Source organism: Neobacillus sp. S1227 (assembly GCF_055385255.1).
On the sequence record NZ_AP038276.1, the window covers coordinates 1,173,374 to 1,191,638 of the forward strand.

General features: G+C 41.0%; 18 protein-coding genes. 13 read left to right on the forward strand and 5 right to left on the reverse strand.

Annotated elements, in window-relative coordinates:
• The first annotated feature begins 113 nt into the window (after nucleotides 1-113).
• From ACZ5AE_RS05895 to ACZ5AE_RS05915, 5 genes are all read left to right on the forward strand, one after another.
• Nucleotides 114-677, forward strand: a complete 564-nt coding sequence (locus tag ACZ5AE_RS05895) for an RNA polymerase sigma factor (protein ID WP_464570363.1) — start codon at nucleotides 114-116, stop codon at nucleotides 675-677.
• Nucleotides 655-1,431, forward strand: coding sequence for a hypothetical protein (locus ACZ5AE_RS05900; protein WP_464570365.1), 777 nt, complete (start codon nucleotides 655-657; stop codon nucleotides 1,429-1,431). Before ACZ5AE_RS05895 ends, ACZ5AE_RS05900 begins: the two co-directional genes overlap by 23 nt.
• Nucleotides 1,412-2,284, forward strand: coding sequence for an ABC transporter ATP-binding protein (locus tag ACZ5AE_RS05905; protein ID WP_464570367.1), 873 nt, complete (start codon nucleotides 1,412-1,414; stop codon nucleotides 2,282-2,284). The genes ACZ5AE_RS05900 and ACZ5AE_RS05905 overlap by 20 nt, the downstream gene beginning before the upstream one ends.
• Nucleotides 2,281-3,408, forward strand: coding sequence for a hypothetical protein (locus ACZ5AE_RS05910; RefSeq protein ID WP_464570369.1), 1,128 nt, complete (start codon nucleotides 2,281-2,283; stop codon nucleotides 3,406-3,408). The genes ACZ5AE_RS05905 and ACZ5AE_RS05910 overlap by 4 nt, the downstream gene beginning before the upstream one ends.
• Before the next feature lie 459 nt (nucleotides 3,409-3,867).
• Nucleotides 3,868-4,848 (forward strand): Gfo/Idh/MocA family protein, encoded by a 981-nt coding sequence (locus tag ACZ5AE_RS05915; protein WP_464570371.1) that lies wholly within the window; start codon nucleotides 3,868-3,870, stop codon nucleotides 4,846-4,848.
• A 93-nt stretch (nucleotides 4,849-4,941) separates the two neighbouring features.
• On the opposite strand, the gene ACZ5AE_RS05920 is transcribed toward ACZ5AE_RS05915, so the two are convergent.
• Complete coding sequence (locus ACZ5AE_RS05920; protein WP_464570373.1) at nucleotides 4,942-5,259, reverse strand: hypothetical protein; 318 nt, start codon at nucleotides 5,257-5,259, stop codon at nucleotides 4,942-4,944.
• Nucleotides 5,260-5,499: 240 nt separating this feature from the next.
• Here ACZ5AE_RS05920 and ACZ5AE_RS05925 point away from each other — a divergent pair, with 240 nt between their 5' ends.
• Nucleotides 5,500-6,516, forward strand: coding sequence for a pirin family protein (locus tag ACZ5AE_RS05925; protein ID WP_464570375.1), 1,017 nt, complete (start codon nucleotides 5,500-5,502; stop codon nucleotides 6,514-6,516).
• Nucleotides 6,517-6,697: 181 nt separating this feature from the next.
• Nucleotides 6,698-7,141, forward strand: a complete 444-nt coding sequence (locus ACZ5AE_RS05930; protein WP_464570377.1) for a carboxymuconolactone decarboxylase family protein — start codon at nucleotides 6,698-6,700, stop codon at nucleotides 7,139-7,141.
• Between the two features lie 762 nt (nucleotides 7,142-7,903).
• Here ACZ5AE_RS05930 and ACZ5AE_RS05935 read toward each other — a convergent pair.
• The 3 genes from ACZ5AE_RS05935 to ACZ5AE_RS05945 form a co-directional block, all read right to left on the reverse strand.
• The gene (locus ACZ5AE_RS05935) at nucleotides 7,904-10,015 is read right to left on the reverse strand and encodes an MMPL family transporter (protein ID WP_464570379.1); all 2,112 of its coding nucleotides are present in this window, start codon (nucleotides 10,013-10,015) and stop codon (nucleotides 7,904-7,906) included.
• 140 nt (nucleotides 10,016-10,155) lie between these two features.
• Nucleotides 10,156-10,782: a TetR/AcrR family transcriptional regulator gene (locus tag ACZ5AE_RS05940; protein ID WP_464570381.1), complete on the reverse strand. Its 627-nt coding sequence runs from the start codon at nucleotides 10,780-10,782 to the stop codon at nucleotides 10,156-10,158.
• A gap of 36 nt (nucleotides 10,783-10,818) precedes the next feature.
• On the reverse strand, nucleotides 10,819-11,538 hold the full coding sequence (locus ACZ5AE_RS05945; protein WP_464570383.1) for a metallophosphoesterase family protein: 720 nt from the start codon (nucleotides 11,536-11,538) through the stop codon (nucleotides 10,819-10,821).
• A 345-nt stretch (nucleotides 11,539-11,883) separates the two neighbouring features.
• Between ACZ5AE_RS05945 and ACZ5AE_RS05950 the strand changes: the two genes are divergently transcribed.
• From ACZ5AE_RS05950 to ACZ5AE_RS05970, 5 genes are all read left to right on the forward strand, one after another.
• Complete coding sequence (locus tag ACZ5AE_RS05950; RefSeq protein WP_464570385.1) at nucleotides 11,884-12,174, forward strand: DUF4865 family protein; 291 nt, start codon at nucleotides 11,884-11,886, stop codon at nucleotides 12,172-12,174.
• On the forward strand, nucleotides 12,152-12,427 hold the full coding sequence (locus tag ACZ5AE_RS05955; RefSeq protein ID WP_464570387.1) for a DUF4865 family protein: 276 nt from the start codon (nucleotides 12,152-12,154) through the stop codon (nucleotides 12,425-12,427). The genes ACZ5AE_RS05950 and ACZ5AE_RS05955 overlap by 23 nt, the downstream gene beginning before the upstream one ends.
• A gap of 129 nt (nucleotides 12,428-12,556) precedes the next feature.
• Nucleotides 12,557-13,417 carry a DMT family transporter gene (locus tag ACZ5AE_RS05960; RefSeq protein WP_464570389.1) on the forward strand — a complete coding sequence of 287 codons (861 nt, stop codon included), beginning with the start codon at nucleotides 12,557-12,559 and terminating at the stop codon, nucleotides 13,415-13,417.
• Nucleotides 13,418-13,648: 231 nt separating this feature from the next.
• Nucleotides 13,649-14,644: an ABC transporter substrate-binding protein gene (locus tag ACZ5AE_RS05965; RefSeq protein WP_464570391.1), complete on the forward strand. Its 996-nt coding sequence runs from the start codon at nucleotides 13,649-13,651 to the stop codon at nucleotides 14,642-14,644.
• Between the two features lie 190 nt (nucleotides 14,645-14,834).
• Nucleotides 14,835-15,212, forward strand: coding sequence for a VOC family protein (locus tag ACZ5AE_RS05970; protein ID WP_464570393.1), 378 nt, complete (start codon nucleotides 14,835-14,837; stop codon nucleotides 15,210-15,212).
• Nucleotides 15,213-15,268: 56 nt separating this feature from the next.
• On the opposite strand, the gene ACZ5AE_RS05975 is transcribed toward ACZ5AE_RS05970, so the two are convergent.
• Nucleotides 15,269-15,490: a hypothetical protein gene (locus ACZ5AE_RS05975; protein WP_464570395.1), complete on the reverse strand. Its 222-nt coding sequence runs from the start codon at nucleotides 15,488-15,490 to the stop codon at nucleotides 15,269-15,271.
• Between the two features lie 377 nt (nucleotides 15,491-15,867).
• Between ACZ5AE_RS05975 and ACZ5AE_RS05980 the strand changes: the two genes are divergently transcribed.
• Nucleotides 15,868-18,225: a polyprenyl synthetase family protein gene (locus ACZ5AE_RS05980; RefSeq protein ID WP_464570397.1), complete on the forward strand. Its 2,358-nt coding sequence runs from the start codon at nucleotides 15,868-15,870 to the stop codon at nucleotides 18,223-18,225.
• The last annotated feature ends 40 nt before the right edge of the window (nucleotides 18,226-18,265 follow it).

Below are 18,265 nucleotides of genomic sequence, written 5' to 3' on the forward strand. Positions count from 1 at the left end.
GTAGTCCTAATTTTGATCAATACCCAATTAATGGTATTTAAAGAATTGAAAAAATTTTTTAAAAGTTAAATCTTTTTGCAACTCTTTTTCGTTAACTTATTGGAGGTGTGAAAATGACGGATTTAGAATTGATTGCCGAGGTGAAAAAAGGCAGCAGGCCGAGCCAGGAAATACTGGTGCGGCGCCATTATAAGCTAGTCTACAGCTTTCTATACCGAATGGTTGGAGATAAGGAACTGGCGAAGGATTTGACACAGGAAACCTTTATTAAACTGTTAAACAATATTTCCAAATATCAGCCATCCTCCGAATTTAAAAGCTGGATGTTGTCCATCGCCAGTAATCACGCCAAGGACTATTTGCGAAGCAGGGCCCATAAAGAGAGCCAGCATACATATGAACTGTATGAACAAGATACAAGGACTGGAAAAAGTGTTTCCTCGATTTTCGAAAAAAATGAAAAGCGAAAAGAAATAAAGGAAGCACTCGATGGGCTCCCCGATTACCAACGGGAGGTAATCTTGCTTAAATACTATAATGATTTGAAAATTTCGGAGATTGCTGCGGTAACAAATGCCAGCGTTCCAACCGTCAAGTCTAGACTTAAGCAGGGTCTTACGAAACTGGAAAAATATATAAAACGGGGGGATAAGGATGAACAACATCGAAATGGATGATGAAATCAAAGACTATCTCGCTTCCTATAAAGTAGATTTCCCGCATGAGGAGGAGATTGAGGTTTCCGTCGAATACATCATGTCAAATGTGCAGCCGATTGAAAGCAGTGCAGCAATTTTTCAAAAAAGGGCAAAATCATTGCTCAGAAATTGTACGAGGGAAGTGTTGAACTTTGGCTTGCTGTTTTGGGGGTTCAACGGGATGTTTCTGCTGCTTGGCCTATTCAGCCTCATTCAACGGCAGACCGACCCATATCTGACAGCCTTCGTGCTGGCCCCGCTGCCATTTCTTGTCGGTATGATTGAAATTTTAAAAAGCAAAGATGAAGGGCTAACCGAACTTGAACTGACATTGAAATACAATGCCGGGCAAATCTTCATTACCCGGCTGCTGGTTACAGGTGCGTTTAACCTTGTTATCAATTTGGTAATATCGCTCATCACCATTGGTGTGAATCCAGACATTATTTTCACTAAGCTTCTCGCCATATGGACGATTCCTTATCTATTGGTCACTGGTCTTGCTTTCATTTTTGCCATGTATACAAAGGGGACTGTTGCAAGCAGCGTGACACTTGCCACCTGGTTTGCTGTTTGTTATGGACTGATCCAAGTGGAAGTGCTAAGGGAGTTTCTCTTAAAAATAAACATCCCTGTGATAAGCGGCTCCCTATTCGTTGGGATTGTCGTGTGGGTTATCTCAATCGTTAAAGTAAAAAGGATGGGAGAACATTATGGAACTCAGAATGGATAATATATCAAAAATTTTTGGGGATAAACGGGCAGTGGATGGTGTGAGCGCTGAACTGACAAATGGCGTGTACGGATTTCTCGGGGCGAATGGCTCTGGAAAAACAACATTGATGAGGATGCTGGCAGGCGTCTCAAGGCCGACATCGGGGTTAATTACACTGAATGGCGAGGATATTTTGAAGATGGGCGACCGTTATCGGGAGCTGCTCGGCTATCTTCCACAGCATATCGGCTATTACAAGAATTTCTCCGTTGAAAAATTTCTTTATTATATTGCCAGTTTGAAAGGCATCGATAAAGGGGAAGCCAAACAAAAGATAGACGATTTGCTGGAAACCGTTAATCTGACCGATAAAAGAAAAGTAAAGATGGGGAAATTATCCGGCGGGATGAAGCAGCGTGTCGGCATTGCCCAAGCGCTTTTGAATGATCCCAAAATATTAATTGTCGATGAACCAACGGCCGGGCTGGATCCAAAAGAGAGAATCCGTTTCCGCAATTTGCTTGCGAAAATAGCTAGTGACCGGATCGTGCTGTTGTCGACGCATATTGTGTCTGATATTGAATACATTGCCAAGGAAATTTTGATTATGAAGGATGGCCGATTAGTGGAAAAGGACACACCTCAAAACCTGCTTGGCCGGATGCAAAAAATCGTTTGGAGTGTCGACGCCAGTGAATCGGAAATCCCATCTTTTCAGGAATCGTTCAAAGTAGGCAATATTGCCAGAAAATCAGAGGGAATTGAATTGCGGATTATCTCTGAGCTAAAACCGTCAACGAGCGCCATCAATGTCCCTGTCAATCTCGAAGATTTGTATCTCTATTATTTTGACGAGGGGGCAGGGGCATGATGAACTTGGTAAAATGGGAACTGGTAAAGGTTTTTAAGCAAAAGAGCCTTTATATAATTGGGATTGTTCTGTTTGGCTGGTTTGCCATGATTGGTGTAAATGGAGTAAATATTGACATTACGAAGGATGTTTATCGGCAATGGCAGGGGCCGATTACGGCTGAGAAGATTGAGAAGGCGGAAAAATTAAACCAGGAATTAACGGAGTATCTTGCAAATGAACCTGCTCCAAACGCATCCAAATCAGCAGAATCGGCGCTGACGGAAAATATTGCGCTTAGCCAAACTATCAAGAATTCGATAAAGGAAAGGGAGCGGGAGCTGGATCAAGAGATTAAGAAGGCTGAAAATAATGGAGATACCGCCTTGGCTAACAAGCTTGAACTTCAGAAAAATATGTTCAACAAGATCAGCTTGGACAAAATTTCTTATTATGGTGCTCCGAGAGAAGCTGTAGACTTCGTGAATGTTTTTGGGTTGATTTTAACAGGTGTATTTCTGTTAATTGGTTTATCAGGGATCTATTCAAATGAACATTCTTCAGGAGTCGAAAACTATATTCTCAGCGCCAAAAACGGCAGGTCAAAAACGATGAGAGCAAAGATGATGGCGGCATTCATTTTTACAACAGTAGTAGTTTTCGTGTGGGAGGCATTTAACCTGACGATGCGAACGGCGGTTTATGGGACAGAGGGCTGGGACATGCCGATTCAATATTCATATAAATACTTTGCATCCCCCTATAACCTGACGTTTATGGAATATCATTTGATGCAAGTCAGCATTCATTGGCTGGCGGCACTAGCGTTTGCCGGAGTGATTGTGGTGGTTTCGACGATGTCTAGATCAACAATGATCTCGTTTTTCATGTCTGGAGTTCTGTTTGGGATTCCGATTCTCGCCCAAAGTATCATGGATATTGAATCAATCTGGTTAAACAAAGCCCTAACATTCACCTTGACCAACATCATGAAAGTGGAAGATATGTACATGAATTTTATCTCTGTGAACATCTTCGGTAATCCTGTTCTAGCTCCTTTTGTTGGTGTGACAGTTGCAATTGCCATTATAGTATTTTCAGTAGTTTTGGGGAGATACTTGATAGGGAAGAAGCAGATAGCTTGAATCATCGCGGCGGTTCTTATGCGTTATTTAGTGATGCAAAAGAACTGCCACTGTTTATTTATTAAAAGTTAAGTCCTCTCAAATCAATATATCCAATGTTACCAGGATTCCGCAAACCTACCAAAGATAAGGTAAGATTTGACGTTTAAATCATCAATTGCTTGCTGGCCGTTCTTCTCCGCTGTCAGGGGCAGAGATGATACGATGACTGCGCTTAGGCTAAGCCAAAGTTATGTCTACAGGGTCTGTTGAATTTTTGGTCATGCCCTTTTCAATATAAGACATGGCCTTATAAACTTTATTATTAGCTTTTGGAAGTTTAAAGGAATATTCATGGTGTGTAAAGGAATTTTTATATTTCCTAGTTAATTGGAAGTGATTTGATTTTCATTCATTGGATAAATTTTTATATTATACTTGAAACATCATATTTACAGAAAAAGAAGGAGACCTAGCTCAATGAAATTCAAAAAAGTCCGTTGGGGAATTATTGGATGTGGTGATGTGACTGAGGTAAAGAGCGGACCAGCATTCCAAAAAGTAAAAAATTCAGAACTGGCTGCCGTAATGAGGAGAACCAGTGAACTCGCGAAAGACTATGCAAAGCGGCACCATGTTCCGAGTTGGTATGATGATGCCGACGCACTAATCAACGACCCGGATGTTGATGTTGTCTACATCGCAACACCGCCAGGTTCGCACAAAGAATATACTATTAAAGCTGCAAAGGCAGGAAAACCTGTCTATGTTGAAAAGCCAATGGCGCTGAATTTTGCTGAGTGTGAGGAAATGATTGCTGCCTGTAAGGACGCCGGCGTTCCATTATTTGCTGCCTACTACCGCAGAGCGCAGCCCCGATTTTTAAAAATAAAAGAGTTATTGGAAAAAAACGCGATTGGGGATATCCGTTTTGTTTCAACAACGCAATATCAAAAAGCATCTGATGATGTATTGCATCCGGAAAACCTGCCATGGCGGGTGCAGCCGGAAATATCCGGCGGCGGGCTGTATTACGATCTTGCCAGCCATACCCTTGATTTGCTCGATTTTCTGCTGGGGCCGATAACGGACGTTATCGGGTTACATTCCAACCAGGCTGGATATTACCCAGCGGAAGATATTGTGACAGGTACATATTTGTTCGAATCCGGAGTACATGGCACAGGGACCTGGTGTTTTTCTGCTTTTGAAAATGTAGATGTTAACGAAATCATCGGCAGTAAAGGGAAAATTACCTTTTCTACTTTTGGGACAGAACCTATTGTGTTGACAACTGCTGAAGGTACGGAGCAATGGAGTTTTGAACCACTGCAGCATGTTCATCAGCCTCTTGTGGAAACGATAGTGGGAGAATTGACAGGAGATGGCAGCAAGTGCCCGAGCACTGGAGAGTCTGGTGCGCGGACAAATTGGGTCATGGGGGAAATGACCAAAATGTAAATTGAGTTTAGCTTGGGCCTGAAATAAAAGATAACAGTGACAGAAAAAAACACCTCAAGTGAATTTTTTAAACTTGGGGTGTTTATTGCAAAATTATCTTTCATATGCGATATGACGGTAGCCATTATGGGCTTCATAAACTTCATACCAATGATAGGTAGGCGCTTTGAACCACTCGTACTTCGGCAAATACACCAGGTACCTGATACTTCCTTCGCTATCAAGCAATGTTTTAAAGATTATAAATCTCCCAAATCCAAACGTTTGGTCCAAATAACCCTCCAAACCATCTCTGATGATAAGCTTCCTGTCCTTCTGCTCCTGCTTATTCAACTCGATCAGCCCATCCACAAAAATACTCAACAGAATCAAAGTAACAGCAATTAAAAGAAAAACAAAAATTTTCAACAATAAACTAACCTCCTAAAATTGATGCGTGGGGACGGTTCTTTGCTTCATTCAAAATTGATGCAAGAGAACCGTCCCCACGCCTCAACCCGTGCTTCAAAATCCGCAAAGATGCATCATCTCCTTTGTTTTTGTTAAAATCAATTCGATTGTACTTTTGGGAAGTATAAGAAGGTGTGATCCGGATTACTTAGTTTTTAGATAAATAAGAACATTTTTTGAAAATTTAGGAGGGTTACTAAGATGTCAAATAAGAAAATCCTTAATATACAGAAGTTGGGCTTTCCGTGGGCGACGGAGGATCCTTTTTTGATGACTGTGCATCATAAGGATGCATATCCACCGGGAAATGATGAACAGGGGCCTAGCACATCATTGGCTGGCAGAAATCTTGGTCAGGATTTTACTATTAAAGATGGTTTTCGGATGTATCATGGCACAACGGTACCGGGTTTTCCGGCGCATCCGCACAAGGGATTTGAAACGGTGACAATTGTTCTGGAAGGTTTGGTCGACCATTTTGATTCGACTGGGGCAAAAGGGCGCTATGGAAATGGAGATGTGCAGTGGCTAACAACCGGTAAAGGCTGCCTGCATACTGAAATGTTTCCGCTTGTCCATAAGGATAAAGGCAACCCGCTGGAGCTATTTCAAATCTGGCTGAATCTAGCCGCCAAGGACAAAACAGCCGAGCCAGATTACAAAATGCTATGGGCAGAGGATATTCCTGTTTTAGAAAAGGCAGATGCCAACGGGAAGAAAACGACTGTCCGGCTCATTGCTGGAAAACTTCAGGGGAAAACTAGCTTAGACACGGCGGCAGCTTCTTGGGCAAAAGACCCTAATCATCATGTCGGAATCTACCTTATTCGGATGGATCCAGGAGCGGTGTTTACACTTCCAGCGGTATCCAATACATTGAATCGAAACATTTATTTTTACGAAGGAGAAGAAATCCATCTGGAGGGGACACCTGTCCAAGCATACCACTGTGCTAAACTTTCAGGGGATCAGGAAATCGAAATTACCAATGGCGAAACAGAGGCATATATTCTTATCCTTGAAGGTGAACCGATTGGCGAACCAGTCGTGCAGCATGGCCCGTTCGTGATGAATTCAGAACAGGAAATCATTCAAGCCTTTAATGACTATCGCAGAACACAATTTGGAGGCTGGCCGTGGGGCCGGATGGACCCTGTCAATGAACCAAGTGATGGCAGATTTGCACGGCATGGGGATGGAAGAGTAGAGAAAAGATAGTGTATGGGGATAGTTCTTGTGCGTTAACCCTGAATTTTTAACAAGCAACTAAATAAAAAAGTGGCCTAATATTTCTTATCAATTTGCTGTTTTAAAACAGTATGTTACACATCATAACTTTAGTACGAATATTCCCATAAGGTAATAATAATCTTATATTAAATCAAAGGAGTCTTGCTTTATGGTCCTAAGGGTTCCCTACTACGACATTGCACCTGAAGGTTTAAAAATAATGATGGAGATGGAGAAGTATACGAAAACGACAGCTATTGATCGAAAACTTCGTGAGCTTATAAAAATTCGTGCTTCCCAAATTAACGGATGTGCATTTTGTTTGAATATGCATGCAGAAGATGCTCGAAAGATGGGAGAAACCGAACAACGAATATACTGCGTAAGCGCTTGGGAAGACTGTGAATTCTATACCGAGGAAGAAAAGGCGGCTTTAGAGCTGACAGAGCACATAACGTTAATTCCAACAAAACGTGTTCCAGATGAGCTTTATGAACGAGTCCGTAAGCATTTTGACGAGAAACAATATGTTGACCTCGTTCTAATAATCAATCAAATTAACAGTTGGAATAGAATCTCTATTTCAATGGGGAATATGGTAACTGAAAAATAATGACTTAAGAACGAAGAAATATCTATGTAACGGGTTTACTTGTGAGGTGCAAAACAGCAAATCGCAGTCCAAAACAAATAACAAATCAAGATATTTCACAGTCAAAATAGGCTTAGAGATGCAAACATCTCTAAGCCTATTTTAACTTTTTCTTTACTAACTAAGCATCGTAAGTTGTACCTAGTTTATTAGACGGGAAAGTGAGTTTGATTAATAATCAGAGAAATTTCCCTTAATTAAGAATTAGCATTGAAAATAGCTTAAATAAACGGAAGAATTCCGCCTATTTACTCGAAAAACAAGAAAATAGGAAATTTTGCTTTGCTTAAGCGGAAAACCTCCGCTTATTTACACCGAAATGAGTTCTTTTTTCAGATTAACCGGAAAACCTCCGTTTATTTTAGATATCACTGATTACTCATTCAACTAAATAACAAATAATTCACACATCTTCCAATAATTATTTCATACCTTGTGATTTTCTATGTGAATGAAGTCAAAATAAGTAAATAATATTTACCAAAACGTTGATAAATCAATAAAAAACGCAGTGTGAATGATACCGTGAATTCTAGTGCGTTTTCATATGTGTTTTACAATGTTTGCGCCTCTAAAGTAAAACCGTTAATATCTATGGTGTTCGTTCTTTTTTTGCCTCTATACAGAAGCGTAAAAACCGCCCAGATGTAGTCCTTTAATGTTTAAAAATGGGATAAGAAAAAGAAGAGCAGCCCATAAAGCTGCTCCACATTGTAATCCCCGTTATTGTTTACTCCCCAATCGCCTTTCCTCTTTTTCAAACAATACTATCAGTCCAGGCAACAGCACACCCCTTACCAAAAAGGTATCCAGCAGAATCCCAATGGCGACGATGAAGCCAAATACGAATAATAGCTGGATTGGCTGCGTCATCAGAACGGCGAAGGTTGCAGCGAGTATAAGTCCTGCTGAGGAAATGACTCCGCCCGTACTGGCAACTGCAATTTCGACAGCCTCTCGCACCGAGTGCTTAGCCCGTTCTTCCTGATAACGGGAAATCAACATGATATTGTAATCAATCCCAAGTGCAATCAAGAACACAAAGGAGTATAGCGGAACGCGGTTGCTGATTGAGTCGATATCAAAGAACAAATTGCTTAGGAACATTCCCAGTCCTAATGCGGCAAGGAAGGAAATCAGGATAGTTCCAATCATATAAATCGACATCTTGATGGATCTTGTCAAACTAATCAACATCACAAAAATCAGCAGCGTCTCAAGCCCCACAATGACGAGTAGGTCCCGGTCATTAATGGCGCGGTCATCGACTTTCGTGGCTGTTTCGCCGGCAAAATAAATGTCACCGTTAACACCTGCCGAGGCAGTGATTTTATCATGGCTGTCCCGCATATCCTCTAAAGCATCCATCGTTTTGGAGGAGTATGGGTTTTCCGCAAAAGTTAAACTGTATTGAACGACTTTGCCATCTTCTGCGGTACCATTGATTCTAACGGAACTGACCAGGTCCTGTTCAGCAAGTTTGTTTTTCAATGCATCCTGTTGTTCTGCAGATAGTGGCTCTGAACCTTCAAACAAAGCGGTCGTTGGGGCGAGGTCGCCTTTTTCAAATTTATCTTCAAGAATCTCATAGCCCATCCGAGATGGCATATCTTTCGGGAATGATTTCATCGTATCAAACTCAAATTTAATGTTCACAATATTGCTTGCTGATACAATTAGAATTACTCCAAGCACAGCAACGGAAAGTCCCGGTTTTTTCGTGACGAAGCGCCCGACGCGGCTCCAAAGGGAATTGCTTTTGATGGCATCTTGCCCTGCCTTAGGAATCATCGGCCAAAATGATTTTCTGCCAAAAAGGGCAAACAAGGCTGGAACCAAAGTCACCGATGCAATCATGATAATCAGCATGGTGGTCGCAAACGTTGGTGCGAAGTTTTGGTAATCCCCAAATCTTGCAAAAAATAATACCAACATGGCGGCAAGCACGGTCCCGCCGGAATAGAACACAGGTGTTCCGACCTCCCGCATCGCCTGCCTCATCGCATCGAATTTATTCTCCTGCTTTTTCAATTCTTCCCTAAACCGGGAGAACACAAATAAAGAATAATCAATCACGGCAGCAAACAAAAGAATCGTCATGATGGACAGCGTTTGACTGCTCATGACCAGCCCTGCTTTGCCCATGATGCCGAGCGTCTGCATCACCACTTCATACACGAAGGCCGCAGCCAGGAGTGGAATTAACGCCAAGAGCGGTGAGCGGTAAATCACTATCAATAGCACAAGGATCAAGCCGACAGTTGATAATAAAAGGACGATATCTGCTCTTGAAAAAAGATCCAGGGTATCGGTGGCAATACCGGCAGGCCCGGTTACATAAAAGGTTAAATCGGAGTCTTTCTTGACGATTTTCTGGATCGCTTCTTCCACCTTTTTAATATCCTTAGTCTCTAGGGATGAATCAATAGTTATAGGAAGAATAGCTGTGGTTTTATCGTCTGAAAAGAAACCTGCAGCAGCCTGTGGAGGCAGTTTCGATAGCGGCACCATCTGATCGACACCATCGATTTTTTCCTTCTCAATGCTGTCAACAATACTGGTCAGCTGTGGCAGAGTGATTTCACTTTTCTTCGCTTGAAAAACTAGAATCGCAGGAATTCCTTCATTGTCTTTAAAGTATTTATCCACTTTCTTTTGTGCAATGAACGACTGGGCATCTTCCGGAATAGACTTTATGCTTGACACTTCGTAGTCCTTGGCGCTTGGGGCTAGGACCGCCAACAGCATCGCGGCCGCAAACCAGATTCCAAGCGTAATCCACATTCCTTTTTTTGTCGAGACCCGGTCTGTGAGAGATTGCAAGAATGATTTCATTTTAGTACTCCTTTCTGCACTAGTTTACGTGGGTTTATTTTTCATAAATCGACTCAAGGTGACAGTGTTGTCACTTTGAGCGAAAAAATAATTGACACTATTGTCACTAACATTATCTTTTAAAGTGACAGATGTGTCAATTACTTGTTTATGAACATTCCATGACTAATAATCTCTTTAATTGATTGAACCCAAACATCTTGTTGGATGCCGAAATGATTGGGAATGGCAATGGTTTGAAAAATAATTCCGAGCACCAATCCATCCGGAATATTGGGCTTCAGCTTGTTCTCAGCTTTCCCAAGTGCCACAAAGTTCTGCATATAACTGTACATTTCAAAGTGCATCTTTTCCAGCTCTTGCGTATTGTTCCGCACCTTTTCATTGAGGGAGGAAGGAATTTGTTTGCCTATCTCAATGAGTTGGTGGATTTCACTATTTCTAAAAATAATTTCAAAAAGGAATTCAAATTGCCTGTCAAAGTCATCTAATTCGGCTATTTCCTTTAATTCTACTAGGAAATACTTCATCTCAAATAACATAAATTCGGTAATTAATTCTTCCTTGTTCTCGAAATATTTATAAATCGTGCCGCGGGAAATCTCCATTCGTTCTGCTAATAGACTGAAGGTAAAACCCTCATATCCATGTTCAAGAAGAAGCTGCTTGGTGTACTGAAATAATTCCTCCGTCGAAAACTTGCGCTCCCGTGCCATAATGCCACCTCCATCCATTAATGTAACATGGGGACGGTTCTTTTGCATCATTATTGTGATTGATGTGTAAAGAACCGTCCCCGTGTATCAAATTTTTCCGTTCCGAATGACTTGTTTCATCATATCTTTATTCGGATAGTTTACTTCCTCATAAAGCTGGATGACTTTTTCTAAATCATAGCTGACCCGCTGGATGGAGGTGTTGATATTTCCTGGCTCGATTTCCACCAGTCCGTAGGAAGCCTTTGTTAGACCATCAAATGGGAGGCCAACGCTGCCAATATTCATAACGACTTTTCCATCGATGTATCGCACATAAGGACGATGAATATGGGCATAAACATAAACATTTGCATCGGATGGCTTCATAATGCTAGTCTTGATCGTTACGTCATCGGCATAGGGAAGGATGATGTCAAACAAACTATCAGGTGTAGCATGGAAGGCAGCAATATTAGTTCCTTCCACATTTGTGTACAAATGGGCAGGAAGATGCTCTAGGTATTGGAGATCGGCCGAATCCAGTTTGCCAACCGTCCATTGCCGCTCAGTGTTCATTAATTCCAATACATGAGCAGGTACCTCACCTTCACGAACACCGCGAACCACCCACTCATCGGCATTTCCTTTGATGACATCGGTATCTAACGCCTGAATCAATTTTAGCGAGCGCTTTGGTTCCGGTCCTCGGTAGCAAATGTCACCAAGAACATAAATCTTGTCCACATCTTTTAGCTTAATATCAGCAAGGACCGCATCCAAAGCAACTGCATTCCCATGAATATCCGAAATAAACGCCATTTTCATGACTAACTCAACTCCCCGCTACTCTGCCTTTTAGAAAATAGTACCATTAAGTGGCTGCTTGTGCCAATTAAGGAATAATTCAATGAAAAAATAGGACAGGGTGTTCCGGAATAATGTCCCACGGATTTGCAAAAGGAACCTTAAACGTTTTTTTCAAAGGTGCCATTCTGTCATATTTACTCATTTAGCACATCTATTATATAAAGGTGTATTTTTGTTAAAAGGAAACTGATTCGAACATTGTATTGTGGTTTATTGATTTTAAAAAGTTACTGACTAATTGCTGGAAGTAGATGAGCTAAAACAGGAAAATTGATAAAATAGTATAGCGGAGGTGGAGAAAAAATGATCGCAACCCAATATAAGATTACACTGCCAAGCGATTACGATATGAATATAATCAGTGACAGAGTGAGAAATAATGGCCATAAAACAGACGGGTTTGAAGATTTAAAGTTTAAACTCTATTTGGTCACCGAAAAAGGAATCCATAATAATTTGCAAAACAGTTATAGCCCGTTATATCTTTGGAAAGGGAATGACGGACTTAACAAGTTTTTATTTAATGGGTTTTATGACAATATCCTAAACTCCTTTGGCTGGCAGCAAGTGAATGTCGGAAATTCCCCTGATTGATACTACTACATCTAAAATCACAGACAATAAGTACCTATTTCAAATCACAAAAGAAATTCCACCGCAAGAAAGTTTAAACAACTTGAAGGATAAAATTGCAGAAAGCATCCCAACAATAGACGAGACAGAATATCTTATTGTTTATAATCCGGAGAGATGGAAGTACGATGTGTTTTATTTCTTAAATGATTTAAGTAGCGTAAAAGATGTAAGTGGCGTCGTTTATTCAATTCTACATATATCTGAGGGATAACATCCATAGACTGTGATGTTTCATTAATAGGAAAATCTAAACCCAATCCTTTTCCGGGACTGGGTTATTCCCATGCATCAAAAAAAATATTGCTAGGACTTTCTAATAGATTTAAAATGAGAGTGGAAAATGATAGGGAGAGAAGGTTTCAGCATGTGGATTGCTGCAGCATTGGTAACAACCTTAAGCTTCGGTACAAATAACACGATTTTTAAATGGAGTACAAGCCGTGGTTTGTCCAAAGTGCATATCCAGTTTTTCTTTTATTTTGTGGCGTTTATCTTAACAATTGCTTATGGGATTTATGTTGGGGATTTACGGTTTAACCTTTATGCCATCATTTTAGGCGGCCTGATTGGCATTTTAAATGCGAATGGCAATATTCAGATGTCCAAAGCATTTGAAAAAGGACCAGCGAGCTTAACTTCACCGCTAATTGGGGCAAATGCGATTATGCCGATTCTTGGAGCCGCGATCATATTTCATGAACGAATCAGTTTTTACCATTGGTTCGGAATAGTGGTAATCCTTGGTTCTGCGCTGATGATTCAATATTCGCCAAGTGCAAATAAAAGCATGAATTATGGCCCGTGGATTTACAGGGTCGTACTGGCCATTCTTTCGTTTGGAATACTTGGGATTTTAATGAAAACTACATCTTATCTGCATATTAGTTCGCTTAGTACATTAATTTGTATGTATGGCGGAGGCAGCATATATTTGGGGCTGACAAGCCTGTGGGGGAAGGAAAACTGGAAGAGGTCCGAAGCCAATGTCGGCTCCCTTGCCGGACTGGTCAGCGTTATCGGTTACAGCAGTTATTTATATGCACTGCAGACTGGAATTGCCAGCATTATTTTCCCAATGGTCAGCTTGAATTGCCTTGTTGTCATCCTGGCAGGTTGTTGGTTCTTTAAGGAAAAATTGAAACGGTACCAGCTCGTTGGCATATTTTCAGCGATTCTTGGAATTATTTTTACAAAAATATGATACGTGGGGACGGTCATGTGCTTCAATTATGGAAGCACATGGACCGTCCCTTTTACTTTGGAGAAAACGAGGCGGTGCTTTTTTGGTTTAAAGTGATAAAATTTTTTACTGAAAATCTATTGTTCTATAACAATAACGTATGGTAAAATCTGAATATTATTAATTTTTCATAAAATAAAAGCGGTTATTTCTACATACATAGTCCGCTGAATGTTTTGAGGGGGAGAAAAGGTGAAAAAGAGTTTAGCAATTGTTTTGATGGGAGTATTGTTGCTGTTGTCAGCCTGTGGTGGGGGAAGCAAGGAAACAAGCGGAGAAAAGAAAGAAAAAGTAGTGAAAATAGGGATCACGCAACTCGTTGAGCATCCGTCCCTTGATGCTGCCCGCGAAGGGTTTATCGCAGCCTTGAAGGATGCCGGATATGAAGAAGGAAAGAACCTGAAGCTTGATTACCAAAATGCACAAGGCGACATGAATACCAATTTATCAATTGCCCAGAAATTAGTTTCGGACAAGAATGATTTAATTTTAGCAATTGCTACTCCGAGTGCACAGGCTGTATTGAAAAATACGAAGGAGATCCCAGTTTTGTTTACAGCTATCACGGATCCGGTTGGTGCGCAATTGGTTAAAAGTATGGATAATCCAGGAGGAAATGCCACCGGAACATCTGATACACATCCGGATGCAATTAAGAATACGATTGCAGCGATAAAGAAGTTCGTTCCTAATGCCAAGAAGGTGGGCATTATCTATAACAATGGTGAACCAAACTCCGTTGTAAACGTGAAGAATGCCAAAAAAGCAATCGAAGCTGAAGGACTAGAGGCAGTTGAGACAACTATTACTGCCGGTTCCGAAGTGAAGCAGGCTGCTGAATCATTAGTTGGCCGTGTGGATGTCCTGTACATTCCTAAGGACAATACTGTTGTTGCTGCTCTTGAATCTGTTATTACTGTAGCGAATGCAAAAGATATTCCAACATTTGTTGGTGAAGGGGATTCTGTAAAACGCGGAACATTTGCCTCTTATGGCCTAAACTACCATGACCTTGGCTATTCCACTGGTAAAATGGCAGTGGAAATCCTAAAAGGAAAGAAACCAAGCGAAATTCCAGTTGGCTTCCCTGAAAAACTAGAACTTGTCATCAACAAAAAAGCCGCCGCTGAAGAAGGCATCACCCTAACAGACGATTTGATTAAGGACGCTAAAATAGTAGGAGAGTAAGTGAAACATGGGGACGGTTCGTGCATCAATTTGAAGCACAAGAACCGTCCTTTTGCTTTGAAACTTTTATTTATGGAATTGATTTCGGAGCCTTAGGAGGAACCCAAAAATAGTTCCTTTTTTGAAATTGCTTTTGTAAAATTAGGTTGATAAAATTATTTTGTATTTTGAGAAAAGGAGTTTTAATAGGATGATTAATAAAGTTGCGAAAGTTACTGTTTATGTAAATGACCAAGAGAAAGCCAAAGATTTTTGGATTAATACAGTCGGTTTTGTCCTAAAAGAGGAGCAGCCCATGGGTCCTGACTTCTCTTGGATAGAAGTCGGACCAAGCGGGGATGACTCCGCTAATTTAGTCCTTTATGCAAAAGCTGCCATGGAACAGCATGACCCATCAAAGGTCCAGCATCCATCGATTCTCTTCAGCACAACAGATATCGAATCTGCTTATGAAAAAATGAAGCAAAATGGAGTAAAAGTTGGGGAAATGTTAAGAATGCCATTCGGAACGATGTTTTCCTTCTATGACCAGGATGGCAATGATTATTTGTTGAGGGAAGATAAATAAGGATAAATAGGGACGGTAGTTTTCGATTTTTGTAACATAAACCGTCCCCACGTTTCCTACCTCTTTTTCTTCTTAGAATTATCGACAACTGCCACTTTACCTTTTTTGAGTTCTTCTAAAACCACTTTCACATGTATCGTTTTTTCGTCAATATGCTCGACGTTTGAAACCTTAGCTTTGCGGCCTTTAATGGTTAGAACCTCTCCAACGGCCGGAATGCGTTTTCGCAGCTGCGTTAATAAAACATTTTTGTTTTCAAGAAAATGAACTGCAAACATGGGCGGGCCACACCTTTCATTTTTAATGGGTTGTCTCTATACAAAAGTATTTTATGAAAGGCAGTTTTAGACCAAAAACACATACATAAAAACTTGAAATCATACTTAAAACTACTGTTTCGTTCTCCGGATCACTAGTTTAATAAATTTTAAAAAGAATTAGTTGGGGAAAAAACAGGCAAGTAGACGATGTCTAAATGTGGACAAGTCTACTTGCTTTTTTGTTGTTATCAACCTTTCTGGTAATAAAGTTATTTTTTTCGCACTATATTTAAATATAATTTGCTAGTTTTTAAGAAAAAATGAAGGGGATTGTGGTAATCTCAATTTAATGAGTATTGCAAAAATAAAAACCTTAAGTAGAGGTTGTGCTTCATATGATTGAAGAGTTGTTAATAAATGCGGATGAGTGTTATCAGCTTGGTGAGGATAAGGCTGTTGAATACTTTCGGTCGCTATACAAACAGGTCAGAGAAAAAAATTATGTCACTGCTCTGACAAAGGATTTCCAGGAGTGGAAACATAATCATATTCGCCATCCGCTATTATCCTTCTTTTTTCGAAGAAGGCAAAGGCCCAATGTTAGGGGATACTACCAATATATTCAATGGCTCGACTATACCGGTAAACTAGACCATTATCTTGACCGAAGCATTTCCTATCTTTACATGCGGGATCTCGGCAAATCCTTGGAGTCACCGGAGACACAGGCAAGGATTCAGCGAGTCGTGAACAATTTAAAAACTCACCTGACCAAACGGGAGGACAAAACTGATTTTTTCAGCATGGCCGGGTTGTATCGCTGGGCGCAGAAGGAAGGGATTGAATCCGCCTTTATTTGGCTGATGAACAAACTGAAAATCGTATCTGACAACATTCCGGAGGGAATGGATCCAGAGCATGCAAAACGGAAATTAATTAAAATCATTGCTGGGGTCATCCTGCATGTTAATGAAGAGATGGCTGATGGGACTGCCCAAGAAGAACGGAGCCGGAGGCTTGATAAAGCCATCAGGCTAGGCTATGCCTACGGTCTGACCTATCCCTTTATTGACGATCTATTAGATGCCCAGGTTTTGTCCGATAAAGAAAAAGAGGAGTACTCCAGTTTAATTCGGACTACCCTTGTTACAGGATCTGTTCCTGATTTAGGCAACTGGAATGGACCAAATGCCAGTCTCATTCGTAATATTCATTCCGAACTGCGCGATGCCTTTAACTATATTAAGGTCCATCAGCGTCCGGAAACGAGTAAGCATTTTTTTGAGCAGGCTTATATCTTTTTCAATTCTCAAGAAGTGGACCGTGTTAAAAGTTTATCCAATCCCAATTACAGCAATGAAGAACTGTACATACCGATTATTTTAAAATCGTCTTCATCGCGATTGATTGCTCGTTCTGTCATTAATGCGCCTAAGGATGAGGGGTTTGATAGTCGAACCTTCTATTACGGCATTTATAATCAACTGGCTGATGATTTTGCCGATATGTTCGATGACATAAAGGACGGTGCCGTTACGCCGTATACCTACTATATGAAATATCACAACCAGCGCGATGACCTCATCAACCCATTTGAGTTATACTGGGCGGTTATTGCGAATTTGATTCACAATGTCTTTCACTCCAATCCAAAGACATGCGAGGTCATTCTGGACCGCGCCATAAACGGACTGAAGCGATTTAAAGTGCGTCTAGGAACAAACAAATACAATGAAGTGATGGAGTTATTTGCTTCGGGCAATTCTACATTTAATCGTGTTATTCAAAATATGGTTCGGAAAGCAGACGATGTGGATTTCTTTGATAAGCTGCTGCGCGACCATATTATTACAAATTTTAAAAATGACCGTATGGAGCAGGACGACTTTTTAGATAAAATTGAGACGGTGCGCGCCCAAATTAACAGGACCTTGAAAATTGAAGATGTGCCATTAAGGAATGACCCCATTATCGATGCTGCCAATTACAGTCTTGAGGGAGACGGGAAGCGGCTCCGGCCCATAATGACGTGGGTCATGGGTGTTGATGGATATGGATTGGACGGTTCCGCAATGACCCCGCTTTTGCGATCATTAGAATACATGCATACCGCATCACTTATTTTTGATGACCTTCCATCTCAAGACAATGCTGCAATCCGCAGGGGGCGGCCAACTCTGCATAAGACCTATAACATCGCAATTGCTGAATTAACCGCGCTTTTTTTAACCCAAAAGGCAATTGAGGAGCAGACTTCGCTTACTAGGTTTAAGGCGGAAACGGTGCTCCGCCTGATTCAATATTCAGCCCAGGTAACAGAGGATATGTGTAAGGGGCAGGCGATGGACCTGGAATCTAAAGGCAAGCCATTAACACTGGACCAACTGAATGAAATGTGCTTTTATAAAACCGGAATCGCTTTTGAAGCGGCCTTAATCATGCCGGCGATTCTTGCACAAGCTCATGCGTCCGAACTGTCCGCCTTGAAAAAATTTGCCAGACATGCTGGCATTGCCTTTCAGATTAGGGATGATCTTCTAGATTTGGAAGGTGATCAGAATGTATTAGGGAAACCCGCAGGCAAGGATGCTGATAACAACAGTTCAACGTTTGTATCCATCTTGGGCGCTGAAGATGCGAAAATAGCGATGTGGGAACATTATTGTCTGGCAATGGATACACTAGAGGAAGTGCCGCGTAACACGACTTTTTTGAAACATCTGATGAACTATATTGTAAATCGCAATCGTTGAAAAGAGAGGACGGTTTTTTTGCTTCAATAAACTAAGCAAT

What these genes read in the sequence shown, in the direction of transcription:
- ACZ5AE_RS05895 (WP_464570363.1), top strand. Translation starts at nt 114, where the DNA reads ATGACGGATTTAGAATTGATTGCCGAGGTGAAAAAAGGCAGCAGGCCG.
- ACZ5AE_RS05900 (WP_464570365.1), top strand. Translation starts at nt 655, where the DNA reads ATGAACAACATCGAAATGGATGATGAAATCAAAGACTATCTCGCTTCC.
- ACZ5AE_RS05905 (WP_464570367.1), top strand. Translation starts at nt 1,412, where the DNA reads ATGGAACTCAGAATGGATAATATATCAAAAATTTTTGGGGATAAACGG.
- ACZ5AE_RS05910 (WP_464570369.1), top strand. Translation starts at nt 2,281, where the DNA reads ATGATGAACTTGGTAAAATGGGAACTGGTAAAGGTTTTTAAGCAAAAG.
- ACZ5AE_RS05915 (WP_464570371.1), top strand. Translation starts at nt 3,868, where the DNA reads ATGAAATTCAAAAAAGTCCGTTGGGGAATTATTGGATGTGGTGATGTG.
- ACZ5AE_RS05925 (WP_464570375.1), top strand. Translation starts at nt 5,500, where the DNA reads ATGTCAAATAAGAAAATCCTTAATATACAGAAGTTGGGCTTTCCGTGG.
- ACZ5AE_RS05930 (WP_464570377.1), top strand. Translation starts at nt 6,698, where the DNA reads ATGGTCCTAAGGGTTCCCTACTACGACATTGCACCTGAAGGTTTAAAA.
- ACZ5AE_RS05935 (WP_464570379.1), bottom strand. Translation starts at nt 10,015, where the DNA reads ATGAAATCATTCTTGCAATCTCTCACAGACCGGGTCTCGACAAAAAAA.
- ACZ5AE_RS05940 (WP_464570381.1), bottom strand. Translation starts at nt 10,782, where the DNA reads ATGATGCAAAAGAACCGTCCCCATGTTACATTAATGGATGGAGGTGGC.
- ACZ5AE_RS05945 (WP_464570383.1), bottom strand. Translation starts at nt 11,538, where the DNA reads ATGAAAATGGCGTTTATTTCGGATATTCATGGGAATGCAGTTGCTTTG.
- ACZ5AE_RS05950 (WP_464570385.1), top strand. Translation starts at nt 11,884, where the DNA reads ATGATCGCAACCCAATATAAGATTACACTGCCAAGCGATTACGATATG.
- ACZ5AE_RS05955 (WP_464570387.1), top strand. Translation starts at nt 12,152, where the DNA reads ATGTCGGAAATTCCCCTGATTGATACTACTACATCTAAAATCACAGAC.
- ACZ5AE_RS05960 (WP_464570389.1), top strand. Translation starts at nt 12,557, where the DNA reads ATGATAGGGAGAGAAGGTTTCAGCATGTGGATTGCTGCAGCATTGGTA.
- ACZ5AE_RS05970 (WP_464570393.1), top strand. Translation starts at nt 14,835, where the DNA reads ATGATTAATAAAGTTGCGAAAGTTACTGTTTATGTAAATGACCAAGAG.
- ACZ5AE_RS05975 (WP_464570395.1), bottom strand. Translation starts at nt 15,490, where the DNA reads ATGTTTGCAGTTCATTTTCTTGAAAACAAAAATGTTTTATTAACGCAG.
- ACZ5AE_RS05980 (WP_464570397.1), top strand. Translation starts at nt 15,868, where the DNA reads ATGATTGAAGAGTTGTTAATAAATGCGGATGAGTGTTATCAGCTTGGT.